The organism is Streptomyces sp. NPDC048637 (assembly GCF_040650675.1).
Taxonomy (GTDB): Bacteria; Actinomycetota; Actinomycetes; order Streptomycetales; family Streptomycetaceae; genus Streptomyces.
In genome coordinates this window covers 448,169-472,125 of sequence record NZ_JBEZHQ010000003.1, presented here as the reverse complement: position 1 = coordinate 472,125, position 23,957 = coordinate 448,169, and the positions used below count along the sequence as shown (strand labels likewise).

At 70.8% G+C, this 23,957-nt stretch carries 27 protein-coding genes and 1 pseudogene; 15 read left to right on the top strand and 13 right to left on the bottom strand.

The window, feature by feature from the left end; genetic code table 11:
- Position 1: 1 nt before the first annotated feature.
- Positions 2 to 1,228, bottom strand: a complete 1,227-nt coding sequence (locus tag AB0C46_RS07405) for an acyl-CoA dehydrogenase family protein (protein ID WP_362826408.1) — start codon at positions 1,226 to 1,228, stop codon at positions 2 to 4.
- Between the two features lie 161 nt (positions 1,229 to 1,389).
- Here AB0C46_RS07405 and AB0C46_RS07400 point away from each other — a divergent pair, with 161 nt between their 5' ends.
- Positions 1,390 to 2,037, top strand: coding sequence for a TetR family transcriptional regulator (locus tag AB0C46_RS07400; protein ID WP_362826406.1), 648 nt, complete (start codon positions 1,390 to 1,392; stop codon positions 2,035 to 2,037).
- Positions 2,038 to 2,073: 36 nt separating this feature from the next.
- Here the strand turns inward: AB0C46_RS07400 and def are convergent, their stop codons facing one another.
- A complete protein-coding gene (gene def, locus AB0C46_RS07395; protein ID WP_362826404.1) occupies positions 2,074 to 2,631 on the bottom strand; it encodes a peptide deformylase in 558 nt (185 codons plus the stop codon).
- Positions 2,632 to 2,815: 184 nt separating this feature from the next.
- Between def and AB0C46_RS07390 the strand changes: the two genes are divergently transcribed.
- The 5 genes from AB0C46_RS07390 to AB0C46_RS07370 all read left to right on the top strand — a co-directional run bounded on the left by AB0C46_RS07390 (position 2,816) and on the right by AB0C46_RS07370 (position 7,326).
- A complete protein-coding gene (locus AB0C46_RS07390) occupies positions 2,816 to 4,054 on the top strand; it encodes a MurT ligase domain-containing protein (RefSeq protein WP_362826403.1) in 1,239 nt (412 codons plus the stop codon).
- Positions 4,055 to 4,082: 28 nt separating this feature from the next.
- The gene (locus AB0C46_RS07385; protein WP_362826401.1) at positions 4,083 to 4,811 is read left to right on the top strand and encodes a glutamine amidotransferase; all 729 of its coding nucleotides are present in this window, start codon (positions 4,083 to 4,085) and stop codon (positions 4,809 to 4,811) included.
- A 144-nt stretch (positions 4,812 to 4,955) separates the two neighbouring features.
- The gene (locus AB0C46_RS07380) at positions 4,956 to 5,981 is read left to right on the top strand and encodes a 6-phosphofructokinase (RefSeq protein ID WP_362826400.1); all 1,026 of its coding nucleotides are present in this window, start codon (positions 4,956 to 4,958) and stop codon (positions 5,979 to 5,981) included.
- 117 nt (positions 5,982 to 6,098) lie between these two features.
- Positions 6,099 to 7,058, top strand: coding sequence for a cytochrome c oxidase assembly protein (locus AB0C46_RS07375; RefSeq protein ID WP_362826398.1), 960 nt, complete (start codon positions 6,099 to 6,101; stop codon positions 7,056 to 7,058).
- A gap of 109 nt (positions 7,059 to 7,167) precedes the next feature.
- Complete coding sequence (locus tag AB0C46_RS07370) at positions 7,168 to 7,326, top strand: hypothetical protein (RefSeq protein WP_362826396.1); 159 nt, start codon at positions 7,168 to 7,170, stop codon at positions 7,324 to 7,326.
- A gap of 22 nt (positions 7,327 to 7,348) precedes the next feature.
- On the opposite strand, the gene AB0C46_RS07365 is transcribed toward AB0C46_RS07370, so the two are convergent.
- The 3 genes from AB0C46_RS07365 to AB0C46_RS07355 all read right to left on the bottom strand — a co-directional run bounded on the left by AB0C46_RS07365 (position 7,349) and on the right by AB0C46_RS07355 (position 9,781).
- Positions 7,349 to 7,768 (bottom strand): SSI family serine proteinase inhibitor, encoded by a 420-nt coding sequence (locus tag AB0C46_RS07365; RefSeq protein ID WP_362826395.1) that lies wholly within the window; start codon positions 7,766 to 7,768, stop codon positions 7,349 to 7,351.
- Positions 7,769 to 7,974: 206 nt separating this feature from the next.
- Complete coding sequence (locus AB0C46_RS07360; protein ID WP_362826393.1) at positions 7,975 to 8,661, bottom strand: hypothetical protein; 687 nt, start codon at positions 8,659 to 8,661, stop codon at positions 7,975 to 7,977.
- A 175-nt stretch (positions 8,662 to 8,836) separates the two neighbouring features.
- The gene (locus tag AB0C46_RS07355) at positions 8,837 to 9,781 is read right to left on the bottom strand and encodes an amidohydrolase family protein (RefSeq protein WP_362826392.1); all 945 of its coding nucleotides are present in this window, start codon (positions 9,779 to 9,781) and stop codon (positions 8,837 to 8,839) included.
- Positions 9,782 to 10,081: 300 nt separating this feature from the next.
- Here AB0C46_RS07355 and AB0C46_RS07350 point away from each other — a divergent pair, with 300 nt between their 5' ends.
- From AB0C46_RS07350 to AB0C46_RS07335, 4 genes and pseudogenes are all read left to right on the top strand, one after another.
- Positions 10,082 to 10,828, top strand: coding sequence for a lysophospholipid acyltransferase family protein (locus tag AB0C46_RS07350; protein ID WP_362826390.1), 747 nt, complete (start codon positions 10,082 to 10,084; stop codon positions 10,826 to 10,828).
- A 93-nt stretch (positions 10,829 to 10,921) separates the two neighbouring features.
- Entirely contained in the window at positions 10,922 to 11,977 is a 1,056-nt protein-coding gene (locus tag AB0C46_RS07345) for an NAD-dependent epimerase/dehydratase family protein (protein WP_362826388.1), read from the top strand.
- Positions 11,978 to 12,109: 132 nt separating this feature from the next.
- A pseudogene (locus AB0C46_RS07340) lies at positions 12,110 to 12,365 on the top strand (TIGR02452 family protein); the annotation flags it as partial.
- A complete protein-coding gene (locus tag AB0C46_RS07335; protein WP_362826386.1) occupies positions 12,362 to 12,847 on the top strand; it encodes a YbaK/EbsC family protein in 486 nt (161 codons plus the stop codon). The pseudogene AB0C46_RS07340 and the gene AB0C46_RS07335, both read left to right, overlap by 4 nt.
- Before the next feature lie 98 nt (positions 12,848 to 12,945).
- Here AB0C46_RS07335 and AB0C46_RS07330 read toward each other — a convergent pair whose 3' ends face one another.
- Positions 12,946 to 14,574 carry an alpha/beta hydrolase gene (locus tag AB0C46_RS07330; RefSeq protein WP_362826385.1) on the bottom strand — a complete coding sequence of 543 codons (1,629 nt, stop codon included), beginning with the start codon at positions 14,572 to 14,574 and terminating at the stop codon, positions 12,946 to 12,948.
- A gap of 627 nt (positions 14,575 to 15,201) precedes the next feature.
- Between AB0C46_RS07330 and AB0C46_RS07325 the strand changes: the two genes are divergently transcribed.
- From AB0C46_RS07325 to AB0C46_RS07310, 4 genes are all read left to right on the top strand, one after another.
- Entirely contained in the window at positions 15,202 to 15,585 is a 384-nt protein-coding gene (locus tag AB0C46_RS07325; RefSeq protein WP_362826384.1) for a hypothetical protein, read from the top strand.
- 43 nt (positions 15,586 to 15,628) lie between these two features.
- Positions 15,629 to 16,477 carry a hypothetical protein gene (locus AB0C46_RS07320; RefSeq protein WP_362826383.1) on the top strand — a complete coding sequence of 283 codons (849 nt, stop codon included), beginning with the start codon at positions 15,629 to 15,631 and terminating at the stop codon, positions 16,475 to 16,477.
- Positions 16,478 to 16,547: 70 nt separating this feature from the next.
- Positions 16,548 to 16,928, top strand: a complete 381-nt coding sequence (locus AB0C46_RS07315; protein ID WP_362826381.1) for a roadblock/LC7 domain-containing protein — start codon at positions 16,548 to 16,550, stop codon at positions 16,926 to 16,928.
- A gap of 118 nt (positions 16,929 to 17,046) precedes the next feature.
- The gene (locus AB0C46_RS07310) at positions 17,047 to 17,421 is read left to right on the top strand and encodes a hypothetical protein (protein ID WP_362826379.1); all 375 of its coding nucleotides are present in this window, start codon (positions 17,047 to 17,049) and stop codon (positions 17,419 to 17,421) included.
- A 14-nt stretch (positions 17,422 to 17,435) separates the two neighbouring features.
- On the opposite strand, the gene AB0C46_RS07305 is transcribed toward AB0C46_RS07310, so the two are convergent.
- The 6 genes from AB0C46_RS07305 to AB0C46_RS07280 are packed head-to-tail and all read right to left on the bottom strand — an operon-like array spanning position 17,436 to position 22,100.
- Positions 17,436 to 18,308: an urease accessory protein UreD gene (locus AB0C46_RS07305; protein WP_362826377.1), complete on the bottom strand. Its 873-nt coding sequence runs from the start codon at positions 18,306 to 18,308 to the stop codon at positions 17,436 to 17,438.
- A complete protein-coding gene (gene ureG / locus AB0C46_RS07300) occupies positions 18,305 to 19,000 on the bottom strand; it encodes an urease accessory protein UreG (protein ID WP_362826375.1) in 696 nt (231 codons plus the stop codon). The genes AB0C46_RS07305 and ureG overlap by 4 nt, the downstream gene beginning before the upstream one ends.
- A gap of 38 nt (positions 19,001 to 19,038) precedes the next feature.
- Entirely contained in the window at positions 19,039 to 19,713 is a 675-nt protein-coding gene (locus AB0C46_RS07295; RefSeq protein WP_362826373.1) for an urease accessory UreF family protein, read from the bottom strand.
- Between the two features lie 42 nt (positions 19,714 to 19,755).
- Positions 19,756 to 21,477, bottom strand: a complete 1,722-nt coding sequence (locus AB0C46_RS07290; protein WP_362826372.1) for an urease subunit alpha — start codon at positions 21,475 to 21,477, stop codon at positions 19,756 to 19,758.
- Entirely contained in the window at positions 21,470 to 21,781 is a 312-nt protein-coding gene (locus tag AB0C46_RS07285; RefSeq protein WP_362826370.1) for an urease subunit beta, read from the bottom strand. Before AB0C46_RS07285 ends, AB0C46_RS07290 begins: the two co-directional genes overlap by 8 nt.
- Before the next feature lie 16 nt (positions 21,782 to 21,797).
- Positions 21,798 to 22,100, bottom strand: a complete 303-nt coding sequence (locus AB0C46_RS07280) for an urease subunit gamma (protein WP_362826369.1) — start codon at positions 22,098 to 22,100, stop codon at positions 21,798 to 21,800.
- A gap of 516 nt (positions 22,101 to 22,616) precedes the next feature.
- Here AB0C46_RS07280 and AB0C46_RS07275 point away from each other — a divergent pair.
- On the top strand, positions 22,617 to 23,561 hold the full coding sequence (locus AB0C46_RS07275) for a M28 family metallopeptidase (protein WP_362826368.1): 945 nt from the start codon (positions 22,617 to 22,619) through the stop codon (positions 23,559 to 23,561).
- A 38-nt stretch (positions 23,562 to 23,599) separates the two neighbouring features.
- Here AB0C46_RS07275 and AB0C46_RS07270 read toward each other — a convergent pair whose 3' ends face one another.
- On the bottom strand, positions 23,600 to 23,914 hold the full coding sequence (locus AB0C46_RS07270) for a type II toxin-antitoxin system Phd/YefM family antitoxin (protein ID WP_362826366.1): 315 nt from the start codon (positions 23,912 to 23,914) through the stop codon (positions 23,600 to 23,602).
- Between the last annotated feature and the right edge of the window lie 43 nt (positions 23,915 to 23,957).

Here is a 23,957-nt window from a genome sequence, read left to right as displayed (position 1 = left end):
CTCAGCGGATCGGCATCCCGGAGAGCGTCCGGGCGATCACCAGGCGCTGGATCTCGCTGGTGCCTTCGAAGATCGTGTAGATGGCTGCGTCGCGGTGCATCCGCTCGACCGGGTACTCGCGGGTGAAGCCGTTACCGCCGAGGATCTGTACGGCCTGGGCGGTGACCTTCTTGGCGACCTCGCTGGCGAAGAGCTTCGACATGGAGCCCTCGGCAGAGGTGAAGGGCTTGCCGTTCACCGCCATCCAGGAGGCGCGCCAGACCAGCAGGCGGGCGGCGTCGATCTGGGTGCGCATATCGGCGAGCTGGAACGCCACACCCTGGTTGTCGATGATCGGGCGGCCGAACTGGGAGCGGGTTTTGGCGTACTCCAGGGCCTCTTCGTAGGCCGCGCGGGCCGTGCCGACCGCCATCGCGCCGACGGCCGGGCGGGAGGCCTCGAAGGTGGCCATGGCGGCGTTCTTCACCCTCTCCGCATCCTTCTTGGCGTTCTCCCGGGCCCGGGCGAGACGCTCGTCGAGCTTCTCCTTGCCGCCGAGCAGGCAGTGGCCGGGGACCCGGACGTTCTCCAGGACGACCTCGGCGGTGTGCGAGGCGCGGATGCCGTGCTTCTTGAACTTCTGCCCCTGGGAGAGGCCGGGGGTGTTCGGGGGGACGATGAAGGAGGCATGGCCCTTGGAGCCGGCATCCGGGTCGACGACCGCGACGACGACATGGACGTTGGCGATGCCGCCGTTGGTGGCCCAGGTCTTGGTGCCGTTGAGCACCCACTCGTCCTTGGCCTCGTCGTAGACCGCACGGGTGCGCATCGCGGCGACGTCCGAGCCGGCGTCCGGTTCCGACGAGCAGAAGGCGGCGACCTTGACGTCGTTGACGTCGCCGTACATCTGCGGGACCCAGGTGCCGATCTGCTCCTCCGTGCCGTTCGCGAGCACGCCGACGGCGGCCAGGCCGGTGCCCACGATCGACAGACCGATACCGGCGTCGCCCCAGAACAGCTCCTCCATCGCCATGGGGATGCCGAGGCCCGTGGGGTCGAAGAACTGCTGGGCGTAGAAGTCGAGGGAGTACAGGCCGATCTTGGCGGCCTCCTGGATCACGGGCCAGGGGGTCTCCTCGCGCTCGTCCCACTCGGCGGCGGCGGGGCGCATGACGTCCGTGGCGAAGCCGTGAATCCAGTCACGGACTTCCTTCTGCTCGTCGTTGAGCACCATGGTGAACTCGGCCATGTCCCCTCCAGCTGCTGCGGCATTGCGATGTTACTAGCGGTAACCCGCAGTGTGTTACTCGCCAGTAAGCGGTGTCAACTCCCCTGGGAACGAAATCGCCGCGGAGATCGGGTGTTACGTTGCGCCAGCGCCACGGATTCGCAAGGGTGGGGAGCACGACCATGGAAAGCACAGAGCACAGCGGCCGCCGGCAGACGGCGACCGAGCGCAGACGGCGGGAGCTCCTGGAGGCCGCCGAGCGCATTGTGCTGCGCGACGGCCCGGACGCCTCGATGAACGCCATCGCCGCCGAGGCAGGTATCACCAAACCGATCCTCTACCGGCACTTCGGCGACAAGGGCGGGCTGTACCGCGCACTCGCCGTGCGGCACACGGATGCCCTGCTCGCCAATCTGGCGACCGCGCTGGACGCCCCCGTCCTGCGCCGGGACCGGGTCGAGGCCACCCTCGACGCCTACCTGCTCGCGATCGAGGCCCGGCCGCAGGTGTACCGCTTCCTGATGCACCCGTCGGACGAGGACAACGCGTCCGAGTCCGGCTTCGACGTCGGACGGCACTCCGCCCCGCTGCTGCGCCGGCTCGGCGAGGAGCTGGCCAAGGTGATCACCGACCGGCTCGACCTGGGGCCGGGCGGCGAGCTGACAGCGCGGGTCTGGGGCCATGGCATCGTCGGCATGATGCAGCACGCCGGTGACTGGTGGCTGCGGGAACGCCCTTGCTCACGCGAGGAGTTGGTCAGGCAGCTGGCCGATCTGCTCTGGGGGCAGCTGGCCGCGGTCGAGGACCGCAAGGACGGCCCCGGCTTCTGAGCGCCGGTCCGTGGAACGACGGGAGGCGCCGGTCGCTCAGCGGCCGGACGCCTCCGCCGTTGCCCACGGAGCCTTGGCCGCCGCGCGCAGCGCCCGGCGGCGGCGCAGCCCGGTGAGGTGGTCGACGTAGAGGCCACCGTCGAGATGGTCGCACTCGTGCTGGAGACAGCGGGCGAAGAAGCCGGTGCCGGTCACCGTTCGGGGTTCGCCGGTGACGCCGACCCCGGTCACGACGGTGTGGTCGTGGCGCGGGGTGCCGGCTTCGATGCCGGGGAGCGAGAGGCAGCCCTCGGGTCCGCGGATGACCGGGCCGTCGTTGTCGACGAGCCGGGGGTTGACGAGGTGCCCCAGATGACGGCGGTCCTCGTCGTCGGGGCAGTCGTAGACGAAAACCCGCAGCGGGACGCCGATCTGGTTGGCGGCGAGGCCCACCCCCTGCGCGGCGTACATCGTCGCGTACATGTCCTCGACCAGCCGGGCCAGCTCGTCGTCGAAGACGGTGACCTCCTGACAGGGCTCGGTCAGGGCCGGATCGCCGAGCAATCGCAGCGGGCGGACATGGCCGGAACTGCCGGGAATGGTGCGGGGGCGCATGGGGACAAGCGTACGGTCCTGAGCACCGCGGATGTCGCCGCACGGGTGGCGGGGTTCGGGGCTGCGGCCGGATCTCGATAGGCTGATCCCCGACCGAAGCCCCGGCCGGTCATCGGCTGCGGAGGAGGCGTTCCCCGGCAGACCCACGGCAGGCGGGCGCCGGATGCAAGGAGGATCAAAGACGATGGCAGGCAACACGGAGCCGCTGTCGCCGCGGGCCAAGCTGGCCGTGACGGCGGGCAAGGCCGCGGCGGCGGTATCGCGCGCGGCGGGCCGCGGCAGCGGATCGGTGATCGGTGGCCGGGTGGCGCTCAAGCTCGACCCCGACCTGCTGGCGCGGCTGGCCCGGCACTTGGACGTCATCCTGGTGTCGGCGACGAACGGCAAGACGACCACGACGCGGCTGATCGCGGAGGCGCTGCGGGCCAGCGGTCCGGTGGTCTCCAACGCGCTCGGCGCCAATATGCCGGCGGGCATCACGTCCGCGCTGGCCGGTGGATCGGACGCCCGCTACGGCGTCATCGAGGTGGACGAGAAGTACCTCGCCGGCGTGGCACGCGATGTGACGCCGAAGGCCATAGCGCTGCTGAACCTCTCCCGCGACCAGCTCGACCGCGCCGCGGAGACCCGGATGCTGGCCGAGCACTGGCGGGAGGGGCTGTCCGGTTCCAAGGCGCTGATCATCGCCAACGCGGACGACCCGCTGATCGTGTGGGCGGCCTCGTCGTCCTCGAACGTGGTGTGGGTCGCGGCCGGGCAGGAGTGGAAGGACGATGCCTGGTCCTGCCCCTCGTGCGGTGGTGTGATGCAGCGGCCGGGCGAGGACTGGTTCTGCGCCGAGTGCGGCTTCCGCCGTCCCACGCCCAGCTGGGCGCTGTCCGGCGATCATGTGCTCGACCCGCACGGCAGCGCCTGGCCGATCAAGCTGCAGCTGCCGGGGCGCGCCAACAAGGCCAACGCCACCACGTCCGCCGCGGTCGCCGCCGCCTTCGGGGTGCCGCCGCAGGTGGCCCTGGAGCGGATGTTCTCGGTGCAGGCGGTGGCCGGCCGCTATGACGTGGTCACCTTCATGGAGCGGGAGCTGCGGCTGCTGCTGGCGAAGAACCCGGCCGGCTGGCTGGAGACGTTCTCGCTGATCGACCCGCCGCCGACCCCGGTGATCATGGCGGTGAACGCACGCGGCGCGGACGGCACCGACACCTCCTGGCTGTGGGACGTCGACTACACCCGGCTGGCCGGGCACCCGATCTTCGTGCTGGGCGACCGCAAGCTGGACCTGGCGGTGCGGCTGGAGGTCGCGGGCCTCGACTTCCAGGTCTGCGAGAGCCTCGACGAGGCGGTGCAGCTGGCACCGCCCGGCCGGATCGAAGTCATCGCCAACTACACGGCCTTCCAGGACCTGCGCCGACGGGTGGGCAACTGACGTGACGCGCGGACAAGGACGAGCGAGCATGAGTGACAACAGCCTGCGGCTGGTGTGGATCTACCCGGACCTGCTGAGCACGTACGGCGACCAGGGGAACGCCCTGGTGGTGGAGCGGCGGGCGCGCCAGCGCGGTCTGGACGTCCAGCGGCTGGACGTACGGTCCGACCAGCAGATCCCCACCTCCGGCGACATCTACCTGATCGGTGGCGGCGAGGACCGGCCGCAGCGGCTGGCGTCCGAGCGGCTGATCCGCGACGGCGGGCTGAGCCGTGCGGTCTCCAACGGCGCGATCGTGTTCTCGGTGTGCGCCGGCTACCAGATCCTGGGCCATGAGTTCATCAACGACCTCGGGGAGCGGCAGCAGGGCCTGGGGCTGCTGGACGTGGTGAGCGCCCGCGGCGAGGCCGAGCGCTGCGTCGGCGACGTACTCGCCGATATCGACCCGCAGTTGGGACTGCCGCCGCTGACCGGCTTCGAGAACCACCAGGGCGTGACGCACCTGGGCAAGACCGCCCGGCCGTTCGCCAAGGTGCGCTTCGGCAAGGGCAACGGCGTCGGCGACGGCTACGAGGGCGCGTGGAACGACACCGTCTTCGGTACGTACATGCACGGCCCGGTGATGGCGCGCAATCCGCATATCGCCGACCTGCTGATCAAGCTGGCGCTGGATGTCAACGCGCTTCCCCCGGTGGACGACACCTGGTACGAGGCGCTGCGCCAGGAGCGGATCGCGGCGGCGACCACGCCCGCCTGAGCGCCACCGCGCCCATTCGTACGCCCGCAGTCTTGCACTGCGGGCGTACGTGTTCCCGGTGGCTCCGCGCTTGTAGGGTGAGCGGGATCCAACCGGACGACGGGGTCCGGGACCCCCGGTTGAGCTGCAGAGGTTTTTCGAGCAATGCGTATTGGTGTCCTCACCTCCGGCGGCGACTGCCCCGGACTGAACGCCGTCATCCGGTCCGTCGTCCACCGCGCCACCGCTGATCACGGCGATGAGGTGATCGGTTTCCGCGATGGCTGGAAGGGCCTGCTGGAGTGCGATTACCGCAAGCTCGACCTCGATGCCGTCGGCGGCATCCTGGCGCGCGGCGGCACCATCCTCGGATCGTCCCGGGTGCAGCCCGCGCATCTGCGGGACGGCGTGGAGCGGGCCCGCGGCCATGTCGCCGAGCTGGGCCTGGACGCGATCATCCCGATCGGCGGCGAAGGCACGCTGAAGGCGGCGCGGCTGCTGTCGGACGCCGGGCTGCCGATCGTGGGCGTACCGAAGACCATCGACAACGACATCGCGGTCACGGATGTGACGTTCGGCTTCGACACCGCGGTGGGTGTCGCCACCGAGGCGCTGGACCGGCTCAAGACCACCGCCGAGTCGCACCAGCGGGTGATGATCGTCGAGGTGATGGGGCGGCACACCGGCTGGATCGCGCTGCACTCGGGGATGGCGGCCGGTGCGCACGCGATCGTGGTGCCGGAGCGGCCGTTCGACATCGAGGAGCTCACCGCGCGGGTCGCCGAGCGGTTCGAGGCCGGCAAGAAGTTCGCCATCGTGGTGGTCGCCGAGGGCGCCAAGCCGCGCGAGGGCACCATGCCCTTCGACATCGGCGGCAAGGACATGTACGGCCATGAGCGGTTCGCCGGCGTCGCCCGGCAGCTGTCCGTGGAGCTGGAGAACCGGCTCGGCAAGGAGGCGCGTCCGGTCATCCTCGGGCACGTCCAGCGCGGCGGCACCCCGACCGCGTACGACCGGGTGCTCGCCACCCGCTTCGGCTGGCATGCCGTCGAGGCCGCGCACCGCGGCGACTTCGGGATGATGACGGCGCTGCGCGGCACCGACATCACGCTGGTGCCGCTGGCCGAGGCCGTGGAGACGCTCAAGACGGTGCCCGCGGAGCGCTACGACGAGGCCGAGTGCGTGCTGTGACCTCGGTGCCCCCGGCGCGATAGTTCCGCGCTGCACGAACCGCCCCCGGCCGATCCTCTGGCCGGGGGCGGTTCTAGTCTTGTCGCCGGAGCATTGGTACGAATCAGGAGCGAGCGGATGGATCACAGCGGGCACGGCATGGACGGCATGAACATGGATCTGCCGCCGTTCACGCTGGGGAGGGGCCTGGAGTTCGGTGGTGATCCGGTCTTTCTCGTCGGCTGTCTGCTGGGGCTCGGGCTGTACGGCTGGGCGGTGATCCGGCTGCGGCGCCGGGGGGACGCCTGGCCGGTGGGCCGGACCGTCGCCTGGGCCCTGGGCGTCCTGACGGTGGCACTGGTGATGTGCACCCAGCTCAATGACTACGGCATGGCGATGTTCAGCGTGCACATGGTCCAGCACATGGTCATCAGCATGCTCTCGCCGATTCTGCTGCTGCTCGGGGCGCCGGTGACGCTGGCGCTGCGCGCCCTGCCGGCCGCCGGGCGTGGCCGGAAGGGACCGCGCGAACTGCTGGTGGTGCTGCTGCACAGCCGCTACATGCGGATCATCACGCACCCGGCGTTCACCATCCCGCTGTTCATCGCGAGCCTCTACGCGCTCTACTTCTCGCCGCTGTTCGACTTCCTGATGGAGTCCCGGGCCGGGCACATCGGGATGATGGTGCACTTCCTCGCGGTGGGCATGGTGTTCTTCTGGCCGATCATGGGCGTCGACCCGGGCCCGCACCGGCCGGGCTATGTGATGCGGATGCTGGAGCTGTTCGCGGGCATGCCGTTCCATGCGTTCTTCGGTATCGCGCTGATGATGGCGTCGGAGCCGATGGTCGACACCTTCCTGAACCCGCCCGCCTCGCTCGGGATCGACGCGCTGTCCGACCAGTCGGCCGCCGGCGGTATCGCCTGGGCCTTCAGCGAAATCCCGTCCGTGGTGGTGCTGATCGCCCTGGTCTTCCAGTGGTACAAGTCCGAGGAGCGTCAGTCGCAGCGCGCGGACCGGGCGGCCGACCGCAACGGCGACAAGGATCTGGCCGACTACAACGCCTACCTCGCCTCGCTCAACGCACGGGGGCAGTGACGGCGCGTCGCGCGTATGGCGGTACGGGCCGCGGCCGGGGACGATGGTCCCATGGCCGCGGCCCGCGTCGTTCGCCGGCGTCCCGGGCCGCCGTGAGGAGGGTGCGGGTATGCCCGGATCTGCTAGGACGATGGCCGTGTGCACAGTGGGCGGACTGGTGGTGGTGACCGCCTACACCGTGGCGCTGGGCGCCAATGGCTGGGTCTGGTTCTCCTGGGTGGTGCTGGCGCTGGTGACGATCGGGGTGATGGCCGCGCGGCCGGTCTGATCCCGTCGGCGCGGGGCGCCGTTCAGAAGCGGAAGACGGGCCCGGTGGCGGAGTCCATCGTGCAGGCGTTGGGGTACTCCTTGCGCCAGTTGACCGGGACACCGCGCCAGGTGCCGCTCGCGCTGACGGTGACCGGGTCGTACTCCCTGGTGCAGTTGTGCGGCTCGCCGGGCAGGGCGTCCAGGTCGCCGCGGGCCCAGGTCAGGGCGTCGCAGGCGGCGCCCGCGTGCGGATGTCTGCGGTGGATGTCCGGGCAGCTGAGCCGGACCCCGCGGATCCAGGTGCTGCCCGCTCCGGACACGGTGAGCTGCAGGCCCTGGTCGCCGGCCGGCGGCTCGTCGGCGCCGGCCGGACCGGCGCAGAGCAGGGCCGCGGACAGGGTGGCAAGCACGGTGACGGGCACGGTGGCACGGGCGGATCGGCGTCGACGGCTCACGGGCATCGCGGTCTCCTGGGAACGCTCGGTGGGATCACATGCCGGAGCCCGACAGGGACACGCGGCGCCCGGCGGCCCCAGGGCACCTCGCCACGACCCGGCGGGCAAGCGGCCACGCCGTGAGGTCGCCCGTACGGCCTGCGGATGCCGCCCGGGAGACAGGGTGGCCGGCGGCGGAGGAGGCGGCTCCGCTGCCGGCCACCGGACCGGGGTTATCCCACGCGCTCGATGCGGGCGCGGCGGATCAGGAACTTGCCTTCTTCACGTACCTCCTCGAAGGCCGCGTTGTTGAGCAGCACGCAGCTGCCCGACGTCGACGTGACGGAGACGGTCGTCGACTTGTTGTTGTCCAGGTTGGTCACCTTCAGTTCGGTCCCGGTGGGGAACTCGTTGCTGGACGCCGCGGGTGCGCCGCCCTCGCCGGAAAGGGTCACTGTCGAGCCGGGGCACACCACATCGCCGCCGCCGTCGGCCGGCGGTGCGGCGGAGGCGGACGAGTCGTCGGACGCGGGCGGGGCGTCCGAGGCGGGTGGCTGCGCCGATCCGGGGGGCGCCTGCGACGCGGACGGCGCGCCGCCGGCGGGTGGCTCGTCCGCCGCCGGCGGAGCGCCCGCGTCCGCGGCCCCGTCCGCGGCACAGCCGGCGGCCTTCTGCTTCGCCTGGATCTCCTTGATCACGGCTTGCCGGTTGGCGATCCGCGCTGCCGACTGGGCGTCGGGATTGGCCTGCTGGTCGGCGATGAACTTCTGATTGTTGCTCAGCGCGGTGGCCAGTCCGTCGCACGCCGCCGATGCCTGGCTGGTGCCCGTGGTGGCGATGGCGATGCCGCCGACCAGTGCCGCGGCACTGACGCAGATGATGACCTTCTGGCGTCGGCCGACTTTTCTCTTTCGGGACATCCATGACTCCTGTCCTCGGCCCGGACCGTGAGGTCAGGCTCGGTTGCCGGACAGTACGGTGCACCAACTCACCACGGCTCAGAGTGAGTTGAAAGTTGTCCGCGGATGCCAAAGCGGCTACCGAAAGGCGGCAAGCGCCTGCGATGATGCCGGGTGGCTGTGTGCCCCCGGCCTCCTACGCCGCGCGCCGCCGGATCAGCCGGGCGCCCGCCGTCAGTACGCCCTCGGCCTGCTCCGGCGGGAGGGCTTCCCGGAGGAACTCGACGGCCCGGCGCAGCTGTGGTCCGCTCTGGTAGGGGAAGTCGGTGCCGAGCAGCAGCCGGTCCGCGCCGTAGGAGGCCGCGGCGGCGCGCACGGCCGGGACATGGCCGTGCGCGACGGTGTCGTACCACATGCGGCGGGCCGCCTCGGTGGGCTTCTCGACGACGTCCGGGGCCTCCCAGGGGAGGTGGTCGTCGGCGCGGGGCAGCAACATCGGCAGGGCGCCGCCGAGATGGGAGTGGATGATCCGCAGACGGGGGAAGCGGCGGGGAATCCCCTCCAGGATGAGGTGCATCGCGCAGATGGTGTCCTCCGTCGGCGCGCCGACCATCCAGCGCATCCGGTGCGCGGCGATCAGCGGAGATCCGGCGTCATGGCCGGAGGGGTGCAGGGACAGCACACCGCCCCGCCGGTCGAGTTCCTCGAAGAGCGCGGTGAAGGCGGGGTCACCGAGGCTGTGGCCGAGGATGTCGGTGGTGACTGCGACACCCACCATGCCCAGTTCGTCCAGCGCCCGGGCCAGTTCCTCCAGGGACGGGTCCAGGTGCGGCAGCGGAAGCGCGGCGAACGCGGAGAAGCGGGTGGGGTGGTCCCGGACGACGCCGGCGTAGTGGTCGTTGGCGTACCGGGCGGCCGTGACCGCCTGGCCGGCGTCCGCGAAGTACGGGCCCTGGGGCGACACGGACAGGATCTGGTGGTCGATGCCGGCGGCGTCGTTCCTCGCGAACCGGGCCGCCAGGTCCGGTGCGCCGTCCCCGGCACCCAGTCCGCGGTGCGCGGCGGCCTCCTGGCGTCCGTAGGACTCCAGGAGCCGGAGGTAGCCCTCGCTCCACAGGTGGGCGTGCACATCGGTGCGCATCACTCTCAGCGTCACGCCGGGGCCTCGGGATGTCCACCGGAGCCGTACGACGTCCGGCCGGAGCCGCACGACGTCCGGCCGTCACCGCACGACGTCCGGCCGGGACCGCCCCCTGGCGGGGCTCACCTCACACGGCTCACCCGGTGGCCGCTGGGCACCGGAAACGGGTAAGCATCGATCCGGCCCAAGATGGTTACCCACGGCGGCACTTGCCCATAAACTCACTGGCCGTCTCCGGGCCCGCTCGTACCCGGGACGAGGTAGCCGCCCGGGCGAGCCGACGGAACAGGGAGCTGCGCTGTGCTCTATCAGGTACTGAAGTACCTCCTTCTCGGGCCCTTGCTGCGGCTGGTGTTCCGGCCGCGGATCGAGGGGCTCGGCCATGTGCCGGAAGAGGGCGGGGCCCTCATCGCGAGCAATCATCTGTCGTTCGCCGATCACTTCGTGATGCCGGCGATCGTGCCGCGCCGGGTGACGTTTCTGGCCAAGGCCGAGTACTTCACCGGGCCCGGGCTGAAGGGGCGGCTGACCGCGGCGTTCTTCCGGGGTGTCGGGCAGATTCCGGTCGACCGGTCCGGTGGCCGCGCCTCGCAGGCGGCGCTCTCCTCGGGGCTCGCCGTCCTGCGCAAGGGCCGGTTGCTGGGCATCTACCCGGAGGGCACCCGCTCGCACGACGGGCGGCTCTACAAGGGGCGTACCGGCGTCGCCGCGATGGCCCTCACCGCGGGCGTGCCGGTGGTGCCGTGCGCAATGATCGGCACGTTCGAGGCGCAGCCGACGGGCCGGCGGCTGCCGCGCGCCATGCGGATCACCATCCGCTTCGGCGCACCGCTGGACTTCTCGCGCTATGCGGGGCTGGCGGACGAACGCACCGCGCTGCGTGCCGTCACCGACGAGATCATGTACGCGATCCTCACGCTGTCCGGGCAGGAGTACGTCGACACGTACGCGGGCGAGGCCAAGGCCGAGGCACAGGCGCGGGCGCTGGGGCGGCGGGGGCACGGGGGCGGTAAGGGGCACGGGGGCGGGAAGGGGCCCGCGCGCTGAGGGGCCGGTCCGGGGCGGACATCCGAGGTCGGACGCCTTGCGCTGTAGGCGAACCGTCAGGCGCCGGCCCACTGTCGGCCGTAGGGTCCCGCCATGACTTCAGGCAGCGCAGTGGTGATCGGGGCGAGTGGGCAGATCGGGCGGGCGGCGGTGCGGGCCCTGGCGCGGGACGGCTGGGAGGTGCGGGCCGCGTCCCGGCACGGCGCGCGCGACGCCTCCTGGCCCGGGGAGGTCCGCCCGGTGACGATGGACCGGGAGGACGATGCGGCACTGGCCGGGCTGATCGGCGACGGCTGTGACGTGCTGCTGGACTGTGTGGCGTACGGCGCCCCGCACGCGCAGCAGTTGACGGCCCTGGCGGACCGGATCGGTTCGGCCGTGGTGATCTCCAGTTGCGTGGTGTACGAGGACGACCGCGGGCGCAGCTTCGCGACGATGGACGAACCGGACGGCTCCCCCATCTATCCGCTGCCCGTCCCGGAGTCCCAGCCCACCGTGCCGCCCGGCGACGAGGACTACGGCACCCGCAAGGTCGCCCTGGAACGGGCGCTGCTGGCGCAGGGCGACCGGCTGCCGGTGACGCTGCTGCGGGCCTGCGCCGTGCACGGCCCGTACAGTCCGCTGCCCCGTGAGCTGCACTTCGTCAAGCGGGTGCTGGACGGGCGCCGGGTGCGGGTGCTCGCCCACGGCGGCAGCAGCCGTTTCCATCCGGTGCATGTCGACAATCTCGCGGAGCTGGTCCGGCTGGCGGCCCGCCGGCCGGGCTCGCGGGTGCTCAACGCGGCCGATCCGCAGGCGCCGACGGTGGCCGAGATCTCGGCGGCGGTGGATGCGGTGATGGGCGCGCCGCAGAGCGAGATCGTGCGTGTGGACGGTGCCCCGCCGTCGTCCGACGTGGGCGACACCCCGTGGTCGGTCCCGCATCCGCTCGTCTACGACATGACCGCGGCGGAGCGGGAGTTGGGCTATCGCGCGGTGACGACGTACGAGGAGTCGCTCCCCGCGACGGTGGCCTGGCTGGCCGACCAGGTCAAGGGGCGGGACTGGTGGGAGGTGTTCCCGCGGATGGCCGCCTTCTATCCGGACGAGAAGCTGTTCGGGTACGCGGCCGAGGACCGGTGGCTGGCGGGGCGGGGCGGGAAGGGCTGAGGAACCCGGCGGGCGGGCGGCGATATCCGTTCGCAGGGCACCTGGCCGGCCCCGTACCTTGATCACTGTGAAGCAGTGGATACGGGGGTGCCGGCGATGAGCGCCCGATTGCGTGGCCTGGCGCAGTAGACGGAGCGGGTGCTGGAGGTCGCGGCGGCCGGTGGGCACCGTCAGCTGGTGCTCGGCGCCTGGGGTGTTCCGTAATGAACCGGCCGATGTGGCGGGGGCGTTCGCGGCGGCGCTGCTGCCCGGCGGCCGGTTCTCCGGCTGGTTCGACCGGATCGTGTTCGCCGTGCTGGACCGTCGGGAGGGCTCCCCCACCAGAGCCGCCTTCTCCGCGGTGTTTTCCGGTGTGAACAACAAGAGCAGGAGTGAGGAACCACGATGACCGACCACGGGACGTACACCAAGCTGATCGGCCTGCTGGACGAGCGCGGTGCGCGTTACCGGATCTACGAGCACGCCGCGGAGGGGGGGACGGAGGCGGTCAGCGCGCTGCGCGGGAACCCCGTCGAGCAGGCCGCCAAGTGCCTCGTGGTGATGGTGAAGCTGAGCAAGAAGACCAAGCGGTATGTGCTGGCGGTCGTGCCGGGTGACCGGCGGGTGGATCTCGGGGCGGTGAAGGCCCTGCTGGGCGGTGCGTACGCCGGGTTCGCCACCCCCGAGGTCGCGGAACGGCTGGCGCGCAGTGTCAGCGGGACGATCCTGCCGTTCTCCTTCGACGAGGAGCTGGCGCTGGTCGTCGATCCGGCGCTGCTGGAGCAGCCGGAGATCTTCTTCAACGCGGCCCGGCTGGACCGTTCGCTGGCGCTGGCCACGGCGGACTATGTGGCGATCGCGGAGCCACGGGTCGAACCGATCGCGGGCTGAGACGACGACAGGGGCGGCCGGGAGAGATCCCGGCCGCCCCTGCGTGCCGTCCTGCGGTGCCGGCACCTCATGCGGTGCCGGCACCCTTCATGCCGTCATCAGTGCACGGCAGGAAGGTCCAAGGCACCCACGAGGGCCTTGGCCGTAGCCGGCTTGGGCGTGGCGTGCGGGGCGCAGGTCACGTCCTTGGCGTCGGTCTTCCCGGTCAGGAAGTACGCGTCGACCCGGTCGTTGATGCACGGGTTGACCTCGCCGGTGACACCGTGCGATCCGGCGTCCCGCTCGGTGATCAGGCGGGAGCCCTTGAGGCGGCGGTGCAGCTCGACCGCGCCGCCGTAGGGCGTGGCCGCGTCGCGGACGCTCTGCACGATCAGCACGTTCGGCAGACCCTTGCCGGTCTTGACGTCGACCGGCCGCTGCTGCTTGACGGGCCAGGTGGCGCAGGGCAGGTTCATCCAGGCGTTGGACCAGGTCATGAACGGTGCCTGCTGGTGGATGCGGGTGTTGTCGCGGTCCCACTTCTTCCAGCTGGTGGGCCACTTGGCGTCGGTGCACTCGACGGCCGTGTAGACCGCGTTGCCGTTCTCCGAGGCGATGTTGCCCGCGGTGTCCTTGAGGTTCGGACCGGCGTTCTCCACCAGCGGCTTGCTGTCACCGGCGAGGTACGCGCTCCAGACCTCGGCGACCGAGGCCCACATGGAGTCGTAGTACGGCGCGTTCTGGAAGAAACCGGTCAGCTCGGCGGGGCCGACAACGCCGCCGATGGGCTTCTTCTTGGCGGTCGCCCGCAGCTTCTCCCAGGCCGCCTGGACCTTCTTGGGGGTGTTTCCGATGTGGTACGTGGCGTCGTTCTTGGCCACCCACTTCTTCCAGTCGCCCCAGCGGGTCTCGAAGGCGAGGTCCTGGTCGAGGTTGGCCTGGTACCAGACCTTCTCGCGGGAGGGGTCGACGACGCTGTCGACGAGCATCCGCCGGACGTGCCCGGGGAAGAGCGTCGCATAGACCGCGCCCAGGTAGGTGCCGTAGGAGACGCCCAGGTAGTTGAGCTTCTTCTCACCGAGCGCGGCACGGATCACATCGATGTCGCGGGCGGTGTTCGGGGTCGTCATGTGCGGCAGCAGGCTGCCGCTGCGCTCGGCACAGCCGTCGGCGTACTGCTTGGCGAGCTTGCGCTGGGCGCGCTTGTCGGCCTCGCTGTCGGGCACCGGGTCGGCCTTGGGCGCCTTGACGAACTCCTGCGGGTCCATGCAGGAGATCGGCGCGGAGTGACCCACGCCCCGGGGGTCGAAGCCCACGAAGTCATAGGCCTTGGCGGTCTTGGCCCAGAGCGGGTTCTTGGTGGTGATGCGGGTCGGGAACTTCATGCCCGAGCCGCCGGGGCCGCCCGGGTTGTAGAGGAGGGATCCCTGGCGCTGCTTCTTGCCGCCGGTGCTGAGGGCACGGTCGACGGCGATCTTGATGGTGCGGCCGTTCGGCTTGGCGTAGTCGACCGGGACGGTGACATAGCCGCACTGGACCGGCGACTTGAGGCCCCAGTCCGCGGGGCAGTCCTGCCAGTCGATGCCCTTCTTGGCTGCGCGTGCGGCGGCGGTCGCCACACCGCGCGCTTCGGCCGAACCGCGCTGGTGCTGCTCACCCGCCTGGGCGGGCGTGGCGGATATCGCGCCGGCGAGAAGCGCTCCGGACACCAGAGTTCCGGCGGCGCCGAGCGCTGCTGTTTTTCTCACGTGGTCAATTCCCCCTGCATGGTGTGCCACTTGTGGCGGCGTTGATCACAGGCTTACGGAGGGATCCTGTCGTGTGCCGTCCCCTCTTGAACAGGTTTGACCCGCACTTCTTTACCAACCTGTAGGTTTCTTGCCGCGCCGGTTGCCTGCCGGGGCCCGGAAATGGCCGCCAGGCGGCGCCTCCCGGACGAGTTCGCTCCGTAGGCGGCGCGGACACCGGCGCCGCCGAACTGCGGGCGAACGGCCGGACATCGCAGGGGAACCTCACCATTCCGGCCAAGACCTCCGGCCCATGACGCGCCCTCCCGCACCACCCGAACCCCATCGGTGACATCCTCAACTTGGTCCGGACTTGGGGCCGTTGGCGGCCGACAGAAGGCGAACCAGCAGGCCGGGCCGCTCGCCGGGGAGCGCGGGGACAGGGGCGACCTGGTGGCGTGCGGGGCAGCGCGATGGCCACCAAGGGGGCACGCAGGGGCGAGAATACGTCAATTGCCGTAGACCTGTCCCTCAGGCATGTGCCAGCCGCACAGCTTCAGTAACCTTCCGTGAGGGCTCTCCCACTCACCGCCACGGGAGGGCTTCGGCGTTTTCGCGCTGTCAGAGCCGTCGCGAAGGAGATCCGAAGTGCCGGGTATCGATCAGGTGTTGTCCCAGGCCATGGGAATCCCGGGCGTTCTGGGCGCCGGACTGATCGACTGGACCAGTGGTCTGACACTCGGCACGGCGGGGCAGGCGCCCCACGGCGATCATGACGCGGCCGCCGCCGACACCGCCGAAGTGGTGCAGGCCGTGGCACGCAACGCCACCTTCGACACCTCGGGCGCCGGTGGCCCCTCTCTCGAAGACCTAATCATCACGGCCGAGGGCAGCTATCACCTCATCCGTTTTGTGCACACGGCCTTCGACAGCCAGACCTATCTCTACCTCTGGCTCGACCGCGCCCAGGCCAATCTCGCCGTCGCCCGGCTGCGGCTGCGCGATCTGGCGGCGGAGCTGGTCGCGTCCTGAGAACGCGCTCCGCCACACCGCACGAACGCCAAAGGAACCAGCCATGGGCCTGCCCATATCCCCCCGCCCGCCCGCACCGACCGGGCTGCTCGACCGGTGCGCCGCCGAGCGGGTCACCGGCGCCCTCCAGGGTCCGCACGGCTGTTTCTACCTTCTCGACGGCGCGGTCTACTGCGTCGAGGGCACCGCCGCCCCCGGTCTCGGCATCCGCCTCATCGCGGCCGGCAAGGTGCCGCCGCAGGGCTGGCAGTACGCCGCCGAGAGGGCGGGACCACAGCAGCGAGGCGCCCAATTCCTGGTCAGCGAGGGCTGGTTGACCCAGAGCGAACTGGAGATATGCCATCTCGCCGCCCTCCTCGACGCGGCGTTCTTCGCCCTCCCCCTGCCACCCGAGGCCACCTCCTTCACGCCCGGGACCGCCCACTGGCTGGGTGTCGTACGGCCCATCAGCGCCGGCGCACTCCAGCAGGCGACGGCCCGCCGCCGGGCACTGCTCGACCGGCTCCACCCCTGGGCGGCGGTCGACTCCTCCCCCGTCATACCCGTCCGCCCGCGCACCTCGGCCCCCACCACGGGCCGCCAACGGCGGCTGCTGGACCGCGCCGACGGCCGGCACACCCCGCAGGAACTGGCCCGCCTGCTCGGCCAGTCCGCGTTCGCGACGCTGCTCGACATCCGCCGCCTGGCCGCCGCTGGCCTCGTTCAGCTGCCCCCGGCACCGACCGCACTCCCCCGGCGTCGGCCCGGCGCCTGCCTGGACGGCAGTCCGGCCCCCGCCGAAGGACGCCCCACCCCGACCTGGCAACTACCGGTTCCGGACCTCCTCGATACCGCCGATCCGGATATTGCCCTCCTTGTCCGACTGCGTACGGCATTGGAGGAGAACCTGTGAGCCCTTGCGCACGAAGACCGTGCACCCCATGAGGCGCGTCATCGGAAAGCGCGCCCGGAAAAGGAGACTGATGACGATCGAACCCCGGATACGGGATGAATTGCGCACGCTGCGCGATCAGGTACGCCATTTCCAGGGCGGGATGGTGGCGAGCGTGGACGGCATGGTGATCGCCCACGATCTGCCGGACATCGAACCGGACGGACTGGCCGCGCTCACCGCCGCCGCGATCGGCGTCGCCAAACGCCTCACCGAGGCCACCGGACAGGGCGCCTTCGAGGAATCCCTGACCCGCGGTGCCGGCGGCTACATCGCCGCCTATTCGGCCGGGCGCCGAGCGGTCCTGACGGCCGTGGCCAGCACGGACACCAACGTGGGGCGACTCCATCTGCAGGCCCGGAAGGCCGCGGAACGGATCGGCGCCCTCGTGGACACGGCGCCCCACCGATAGGAACACGCACCCGCCTGGAGCACACCCCCCACGTCCCCGCCCACACGCAGAAATTCCAGAACCCCGGAACCCCCGGAACCCGGAAACACCGTCAAGGAATCGAAAGGTCTGACCCCTCATGGCTCAAATGGAATCCGCTCTCGCCGACGCGATGTCGACCATCGAGGGCGCGGTCGGCGTCGCCCTGGTCGACTACACCAGCGGTATGGCGCTGGCCACCCTGGGCGACAATCAGGCGCTGGACCTCAATATCGCGGCGGCCGGCAACACCGATGTCGTACGCGCCAAGATGCGCACCATGGAGATGCTGGAACTCCAGGGCGCCATTGAGGACATGCTCATCACCCTGACCGCGCAGTACCACATCATCCGCCCGGTGTCGGGCAAGAGCGGCAGCGGCCTCTTCCTGTATCTGGTACTGGACCGCAAGCGCGCCAACCTCGCGCTGGCGCGCCACCGTCTGGCCCGGCTGGAGGCCGACCTGGAGGTCTGAGCGGAGCGCCGCCGTCACCCGGCGGCGGCGCTCCGGGCGGCCTCGTCCAGCAGGCGCCGCAGCCGTAGCGCGTCCGGGGCGACGGCCGTGGCCAGGGCCGCGGGACCGGCGAGCTGCGCCAGGACCCCCTGTCCCGCGCCGCCGTCGGACCGCTCCCCCGCCGCGCCGCCGTCGGACCGCTCCCCTGCCGCATCACCCAACAGCCGCACCTCGACTGGACACTGCTCGAACTCCGGCTTCACGACGAGCAGTTGACCGAGGGCGCGGTGTCCGTCCAGGACGGCCGAGGTGTCCCAGCCGGGGGCGCCGGGCCCGTACGCCGTCTCCTGGTCGAGCAGGGTCCGCCCGCCCCGGCGGACGATCAGCCGGCTGCGCAGCGCGCCGGTCTCCTCACCGCTGCGCCCCAGGACCTGTTCCTCGCGGAGTACCAGGTGCGCGGTGGGGGCCAGTTCCACGGTGGTGGTCATCCGCAGCGCGCTGCCGGCCGCGGAGATCAGCGGTTCGGGCAGCCAGTCGAGCCGGGCACCGTCGCCCACCGTCAACCGCACATCGTAGGTGGCGTGGTCGGCCGTGCGGCCGGGCAGCGCAACGGTCGCGGCGGCGGCCGTGACCTGCAGTGCGGTGCCCGCCTCGGCGGTGGCTTCGATGGCCAGCCGGTCGCCGCCGAGGGGAGCGCTCATGGCGCCCACGACGCAGACCCGGGCCTCCCGGCCGGGCCCGCGGATCCGGCGCAGCGCGAGCGGGCCGTCGCCGTCGAGGACGGGCAGCCGGGCGGTGCCTCCCCCCTCATCGGCCCGCGCGACGATGCGGGCGGTGGCGCGCAGGCCGGCGGCCGGCGCGGCGACGGTCTGCGGCGGCACCACCGACGTGGGGAGGGCGAGGGTCATGCCGGGCCCGCGGTCCAGTCCGCCAGCCGCTCCCGGACCCACTCCGTCACGGGCTGGACGCCGTTCGCCGACTTCAGCGCGGTGAAGGCGACGGGGAGGTCGCCGCGTTGGGCCTTGGCGTCGCGGGCCATGCCGTCGAGGTCGACGCCGACGTAGGGGGCGAGGTCGGTCTTGTTGATGACGAGGAGGTCGGAGGTGGTGACGCCGGGGCCGCCCTTGCGGGGGATGTCGTCGCCGCCGGCGACGTCGATGACGAAGATCTGGGCGTCGACCAGGCCCTTCGAGAAGGTCGCGGTGAGGTTGTCGCCGCCCGATTCGACCAGCACGAGATCGAGTGGACCGACCGCTTCTTCCAGGTCCTCGACGGCTTCGAGGTTGGCGGAGATGTCATCGCGGATGGCGGTGTGCGGGCAGGCGCCGGTCTCGACGGCGGAGATCCGCTCGGCGGGCAGGACGGCCTCGCGGAGCAGGAATTCGGCGTCCTCGCGGGTGTAGATGTCGTTGGTGACGACGGCGAGGGACAGCTCGTCGCGCAGCGCCCGGCAGAGCGCGGCGACCGTGGCGGTCTTGCCGGTGCCGACCGGGCCGCCCAGCCCGATCCGCAGGGCGCGCCGGGTGCCGTCCTCCCGTACCGGGTCGGGGGCGCTGTAGGTGTAGCGCTCGGGGAAGGTGTCCTTGTGGTCGAGATGCATCCGGTCTCCGTAAGCGTTCAGGGGTGTGGTGAGGGCGTTCAGGACGCGAAGAGGCGTACCGGCCAGGCGGCATGCTGCTGTGCGGTGATGTCCAGCAGCGGCGCGGAGGCGGCGGGCAGTGCGTCGGCTCCTTCGGTGGCGACGCGTCGCGCGGCTTCGGCGCCCTGTTCCGCGACCCGGTCGAGGTCGGCGGTGAGGCGGGCGAGCACCGCGGTGGCGTCGAAGGGGTCCAGGCTCAGCAGCCGGACCGCAGCGGTGGCCGGGCCGCTGATGTTCTCGTAGGCCACGGCGTACGCGGCATCGAGCGGCGGCAGTCCGGCGGACCGGGCGGCCAGGCCCAGGACGACGGGCTGGTGGGCACCCCGGGGGCGGGCCACGGCGAGTGCGTCGAGTGCGGCGCTCGGCCAGGTGGCGCGGGCGGCCCGCATCATCTGCCGGCCGAGCCGCCGGGCGACCTGCCGCAGCGCCGGTACGGGCGTACGGGCGTCGGCGGCGTCGTCCAGAAGGAGCGGGTCGTGGCCGGCCGCGGCCGCGGCGGCGAGCCCCGCGGCGACCAGGCCCGCGGTGTGCAGCCGGCCCCGGCAGAAGGCCTCCAGGGTGGCGGCGTCCTTGATACGTCCCGCGGCGACGGCCGGTTCGGCGCCGCCCGAGTGGGCGTGCCCGCCGGCGGGGAACCGGCCGTCGGCGAGGACGAGCAGCGCTGCGCGGCTCATCGGTGGTACGTGTCCTTCGTCAGGGTGCTCATCGGTGACACCTCAGAAGAGGAAGTACCGCTGGGCCATGGGGAGTTCGGTGGCGGGACGGGGTTCGACCACCTCGTCGTCGATGGTCACCGTGAAGGTGTCCGGGTCGACATGGACGCGCGGCAGGGCGTCGTTGTTCCGCATATCGGCCTTGGTGACGCCGCGGGTGCTGCGGATCGCCTCGAAGGACTTGGCCAGCGGGAGGCGCTCGGGGAGACCGTCCGCCAGGGCCTGCGGGGAGACGAAGTTGACCGAGTTGCTGCCCGGGGCCCTGCCGGTGGCGCCGAACATCGGGCGGGGCAGGACCGGCTGCGGAGTAGGGATGGACGCATTGGCGTCGCCCATCTGCGCATAGGCGATCTGGCCGCCCTTGATGACCAGCTGCGGCTTGACGCCGAAGAACGCCGGGTCCCACAGGACGAGGTCGGCGAGCTTACCGTCCTCGACGGAGCCGACGAGATGGTCGATGCCCTGGGCGACGGCCGCGTTGAGGGTGTACTTCGCGACATAGCGGCGGGCTCGGTGGTTGTCCGCGCGGCCGTCGCCGGGCAGGGCGCCGCGGCGCCGCTTCATCACATGCGCGGTCTGCCAGGTGCGCAGCACGACCTCGCCGATCCGGCCCATCGCCTGGGCGTCCGAGGCCATGATCGAGATGGCGCCGAGGTCATGCAGGATGTCCTCGGCGGCGATGGTGGAGGGCCGGATCCGGGACTCGGCGAAGGCCAGGTCCTCGGGGACGGCCGGGTTGAGGTGATGACAGACCATCAGCATGTCGAGGTGCTCCTCGACGGTGTTGACGGTGTGCGGCCGGGTGGGGTTGGTGGAGGCGGGCAGGACGTTCGGCTCGGAGACCATCGCGATCATGTCGGGGGCGTGGCCGCCGCCGGCGCCTTCGACATGGAAGGCGTGGATCGACCGGCCGGCGATGGCGGCGAGGGTGTCGCCGAGGAAGCCGGCCTCGTTGAGGGTGTCGGTGTGGACGGCGAGCTGCGCGCCGCTCTCCTCGCAGACGGTCAGACAGGCGTCGAGGACGGCGGGCGTGGCGCCCCAGTCCTCGTGGATCTTGAAGCCGAGGATGCCGGCCCGCAGCTGGTCCCGCATCGACGCGAGGGAGGTGGTGTTGCCCTTGCCGAGCAGTCCCACGTTGACCGGGAGCGAGTCCATCGACTCCAGCATCCGGGCGACATGCCAGGCGCCGGGGGTGATGGTGGTGGCCTTGCTGCCCTCGGCAGGTCCGGTGCCGCCGCCGATCATCGTGGTGACGCCGGAGGCCAGCGCCTCGTCCGCCTGCTGCGGGCAGATGAAGTGCACATGGGTGTCGATGGCGCCGGCGGTGAGGATCTTGCCGTTGCCCGCGATGACCTCGGTCTCGGGGCCGATGACCAGGTCGGGGTGGACGCCGTCCATGGTCTCGGGGTTGCCGGCCTTGCCGAGGGCGGCGATCCGGCCGTCGCGGATGCCGACGTCGGCCTTGACGATGCCCCAGTGGTCGAGCACGACCGCGCCGGTGATCACGGTGTCGGGGGTGCCCTCGGCACGGGTGGCGCGGGACTGGCCCATCGATTCGCGGATCACCTTGCCACCGCCGAAGACGGCCTCGTCGCCGGCCCGGCCGGGCCCGCCCGAGCGGTCTTCGGTGATCTCGATGACGAGGTCGGTGTCGGCGAGCCGGATGCGGTCGCCGGCGGTGGGGCCGAAGAGGTCGGCGTACGCCTGGCGGGTGAGTTCAGCCATCGAGGGTGCCTCCGGTCTCGCCCCGCAGGCCCATGACGATGCGCTTGCCCCCGATGGGGACGAGTTCGACCTCGGTGGGGATGCCGGGCTCGAAGCGCACGGCGGAGCCGGCCGGGACGTTCAGCCGCTTGCCGTGCGCGGCCGCGCGATCGAAGTCGAGGCCGGGATTAGCCTCGGCGAAGTGGTAGTGGGAGCCGACCTGGACGGGGCGGTCGGCGGCGTTGAGGACGGTCATCCGTGTGCAGGGAAGGCCTTCGTTGAGGCGCACCGGCTCGTCGGCGTGGAGGATCTGGCCCGGGATCATTGTCTGCTCTCCCCGTTCAGTTGATGGGTTCGTGAACGGTGACGAGCTTGGTGCCGTCGGGGAAGGTGGCCTCGACCTGCACGTCGTGGATCATCTCGGGGACGCCGTCCATGACGTCGTCGCGAGTGAGCACCTTGCGACCGGAGGACATCAGCTCGGCGACGGTACGGCCGTCCCGGGCGCCTTCGAGGATGTGCACGGTGAGCAGCGCAATCGACTCCGGATGGTTCAGCTTCACCCCCCGGGAGCGGCGTTTTTCGGCCACGTCTGCCGCCACATGAATCATCAGGCGCTCCTGTTCATGCGGGGTCAGTTGCATACCTTCCACCTCACAGTCTTCCCGCCCGGACACATTCGCCCAGGTCACAGGCGTGGGCACACCCGTGTCGATAGATGTAGCACGCAGCGATTAAAGGAGGAGCAAACCGACTTCCAGCACTTGGCCATCAAGAGCCCCACGCCAGGAGGCTAGTTCGGCGGGATTTCATCGGCGTTACAACCAGGGACGTGTCGGCACCCCTTCTTACGCCTGAGGTAACGCGGCGTCATCACCACCCGTTACGGAGCGGCCACCGACTCCCGGAACGACCGCAGGCCCGTCACCTCCCGGGCCGGGCAGGGGATCCGGTGGCGAAATCCACCCCTTGAAGGCCACTCAAGCCCACGGAACAGATGACCGCCATGCGCCATGAATCACCACTATCGGCGTAAACCAGACCCATCTCGCTCGCCGAACACGACTGTCCGGTATGCGCTCTTGACGATTTCGAAAGTGATCGCAATTCTCATGTGCGCGTCAAAACAAGCTCCAACCCCCCACACCAGGAGCCATATCGTGACTCGTTCCACCCGAATACGCCGGGCCGCGCTGGCCACCGGCGCCGTCGCCGCCGTTGCCGCCACCGTCTTCACCGCGGCCGGCGCCTACGCCGGGACCGCTCCGGCGGCCGCCCCGGACATCGACGTCAAGGCCGTCAAGGGCGATCTGGACCAGCTCCAGTCGATCGCCGACGCCAACGGCGGCAACCGCGCCCACGGGCAGCCGGGCTACAAGGCGTCCGTCGACTTCATCAAGGGCAAGCTGGACAAGGCCGGATTCACCACCAAGGTCGAGGAGTTCGACGGCGGCGGCGCCAAGGGCTACAACCTCGTCGCCGACTGGCCCGGCGGTGACGAGAGCAAGACCGTGATGGCCGGCGCCCACCTGGACTCGGTGTCCGAGGGCCCCGGCATCAACGACAACGGCTCGGGTTCGGCCGGCATCCTCGAGGTGGCGCTCGCCGTCGCCAAGGCGGAGCTCAAGCCCACCAAGCACCTCCGGTTCGCCTGGTTCGGCGACGAAGAGGACGGCATGGTCGGCTCGCGGGCCTACGTCGACAAGCTCGGCGCCGACAAGTCGAAGATCGACTCATATCTGAACTTCGACATGATCGGCTCGCCGAACCCGGGCTACTTCGTCTACGACGACGACACCCGCCTGGAGAAGGTCTTCAAGGACTTCTTCGCCAAGAAGAACCTCGCCACCGAGAAGGAGACCGAGGGCGACGGCCGCTCGGACCACGCCTCCTTCAAGGACGTCGGCATCCGCGTCGGCGGCCTCTTCTCCGGCGCCGACTACAAGAAGACCGAGGAGCAGGCGAAGAACTGGGGCGGCGAGGCCGGCAAGGCGTTCGACGCCTGCTACCACCAGTCCTGCGACACCTCGAAGAACATCGACGACAAGGCGCTGGACAACAACACCGACGCCATCGCGCACGCGCTGTGGGAGCTCAGCTCCTGATCCACCTGCACCCTCGCACGGTCAGCACACGCTGACCGTCAGCTCTCGCGACCCGGCCGCCGGTCCCCGGCAGCCGGGTCGCGGTGTTCTGCGGCGATACCGAACCGTCGCCATTCGCCCGGAGCGGACGGCAGCTGCCGCACGGTGGAGACCGTGCTGATCACCTGCTCCTCCTCCGCACCCTGCTCACGCCGCCCCAGCTCTTCAAGTAGCTGCAGGTCAGCGGCGGACACCAGGGCAACCAGCGGCTTGCCGTGACGGGTGACGACCACCCGCTCACCGCCATAGACAACGCGGTTGATCAGATCCGCCAGCTCCGCTCGGGCTTGCGTCACCGGAATTTCGTAGGCCATGCTCCTAGCCTATGTAATATCTACCTGGTCCGCCGTGGTCCGT

Bases quoted from the DNA above. Each gene is read 5' to 3' on its own strand.
- AB0C46_RS07365 (WP_362826395.1), bottom strand. From the start codon at position 7,768: ATGCCCGTGAGCCGTCGACGCCGATCCGCCCGTGCCACCGTGCCCGTC.
- AB0C46_RS07375 (WP_362826398.1), top strand. From the start codon at position 6,099: ATGGATCACAGCGGGCACGGCATGGACGGCATGAACATGGATCTGCCG.
- AB0C46_RS07305 (WP_362826377.1), bottom strand. From the start codon at position 18,308: ATGACCCTCGCCCTCCCCACGTCGGTGGTGCCGCCGCAGACCGTCGCC.
- AB0C46_RS07315 (WP_362826381.1), top strand. From the start codon at position 16,548: ATGACGATCGAACCCCGGATACGGGATGAATTGCGCACGCTGCGCGAT.
- AB0C46_RS07290 (WP_362826372.1), bottom strand. From the start codon at position 21,477: ATGGCTGAACTCACCCGCCAGGCGTACGCCGACCTCTTCGGCCCCACC.
- AB0C46_RS07405 (WP_362826408.1), bottom strand. From the start codon at position 1,228: ATGGCCGAGTTCACCATGGTGCTCAACGACGAGCAGAAGGAAGTCCGT.
- ureG (WP_362826375.1), bottom strand. From the start codon at position 19,000: ATGCATCTCGACCACAAGGACACCTTCCCCGAGCGCTACACCTACAGC.
- AB0C46_RS07295 (WP_362826373.1), bottom strand. From the start codon at position 19,713: ATGAGCCGCGCAGCGCTGCTCGTCCTCGCCGACGGCCGGTTCCCCGCC.
- AB0C46_RS07380 (WP_362826400.1), top strand. From the start codon at position 4,956: ATGCGTATTGGTGTCCTCACCTCCGGCGGCGACTGCCCCGGACTGAAC.
- AB0C46_RS07335 (WP_362826386.1), top strand. From the start codon at position 12,362: ATGACCGACCACGGGACGTACACCAAGCTGATCGGCCTGCTGGACGAG.
- AB0C46_RS07370 (WP_362826396.1), top strand. From the start codon at position 7,168: ATGCCCGGATCTGCTAGGACGATGGCCGTGTGCACAGTGGGCGGACTG.
- AB0C46_RS07310 (WP_362826379.1), top strand. From the start codon at position 17,047: ATGGCTCAAATGGAATCCGCTCTCGCCGACGCGATGTCGACCATCGAG.
- AB0C46_RS07285 (WP_362826370.1), bottom strand. From the start codon at position 21,781: ATGATCCCGGGCCAGATCCTCCACGCCGACGAGCCGGTGCGCCTCAAC.
- AB0C46_RS07345 (WP_362826388.1), top strand. From the start codon at position 10,922: ATGACTTCAGGCAGCGCAGTGGTGATCGGGGCGAGTGGGCAGATCGGG.
- def (WP_362826404.1), bottom strand. From the start codon at position 2,631: ATGCGCCCCCGCACCATTCCCGGCAGTTCCGGCCATGTCCGCCCGCTG.
- AB0C46_RS07385 (WP_362826401.1), top strand. From the start codon at position 4,083: ATGAGTGACAACAGCCTGCGGCTGGTGTGGATCTACCCGGACCTGCTG.
- AB0C46_RS07360 (WP_362826393.1), bottom strand. From the start codon at position 8,661: ATGTCCCGAAAGAGAAAAGTCGGCCGACGCCAGAAGGTCATCATCTGC.
- AB0C46_RS07280 (WP_362826369.1), bottom strand. From the start codon at position 22,100: ATGCAACTGACCCCGCATGAACAGGAGCGCCTGATGATTCATGTGGCG.
- AB0C46_RS07390 (WP_362826403.1), top strand. From the start codon at position 2,816: ATGGCAGGCAACACGGAGCCGCTGTCGCCGCGGGCCAAGCTGGCCGTG.
- AB0C46_RS07355 (WP_362826392.1), bottom strand. From the start codon at position 9,781: ATGCGCACCGATGTGCACGCCCACCTGTGGAGCGAGGGCTACCTCCGG.
- AB0C46_RS07320 (WP_362826383.1), top strand. From the start codon at position 15,629: ATGGGCCTGCCCATATCCCCCCGCCCGCCCGCACCGACCGGGCTGCTC.
- AB0C46_RS07400 (WP_362826406.1), top strand. From the start codon at position 1,390: ATGGAAAGCACAGAGCACAGCGGCCGCCGGCAGACGGCGACCGAGCGC.
- AB0C46_RS07270 (WP_362826366.1), bottom strand. From the start codon at position 23,914: ATGGCCTACGAAATTCCGGTGACGCAAGCCCGAGCGGAGCTGGCGGAT.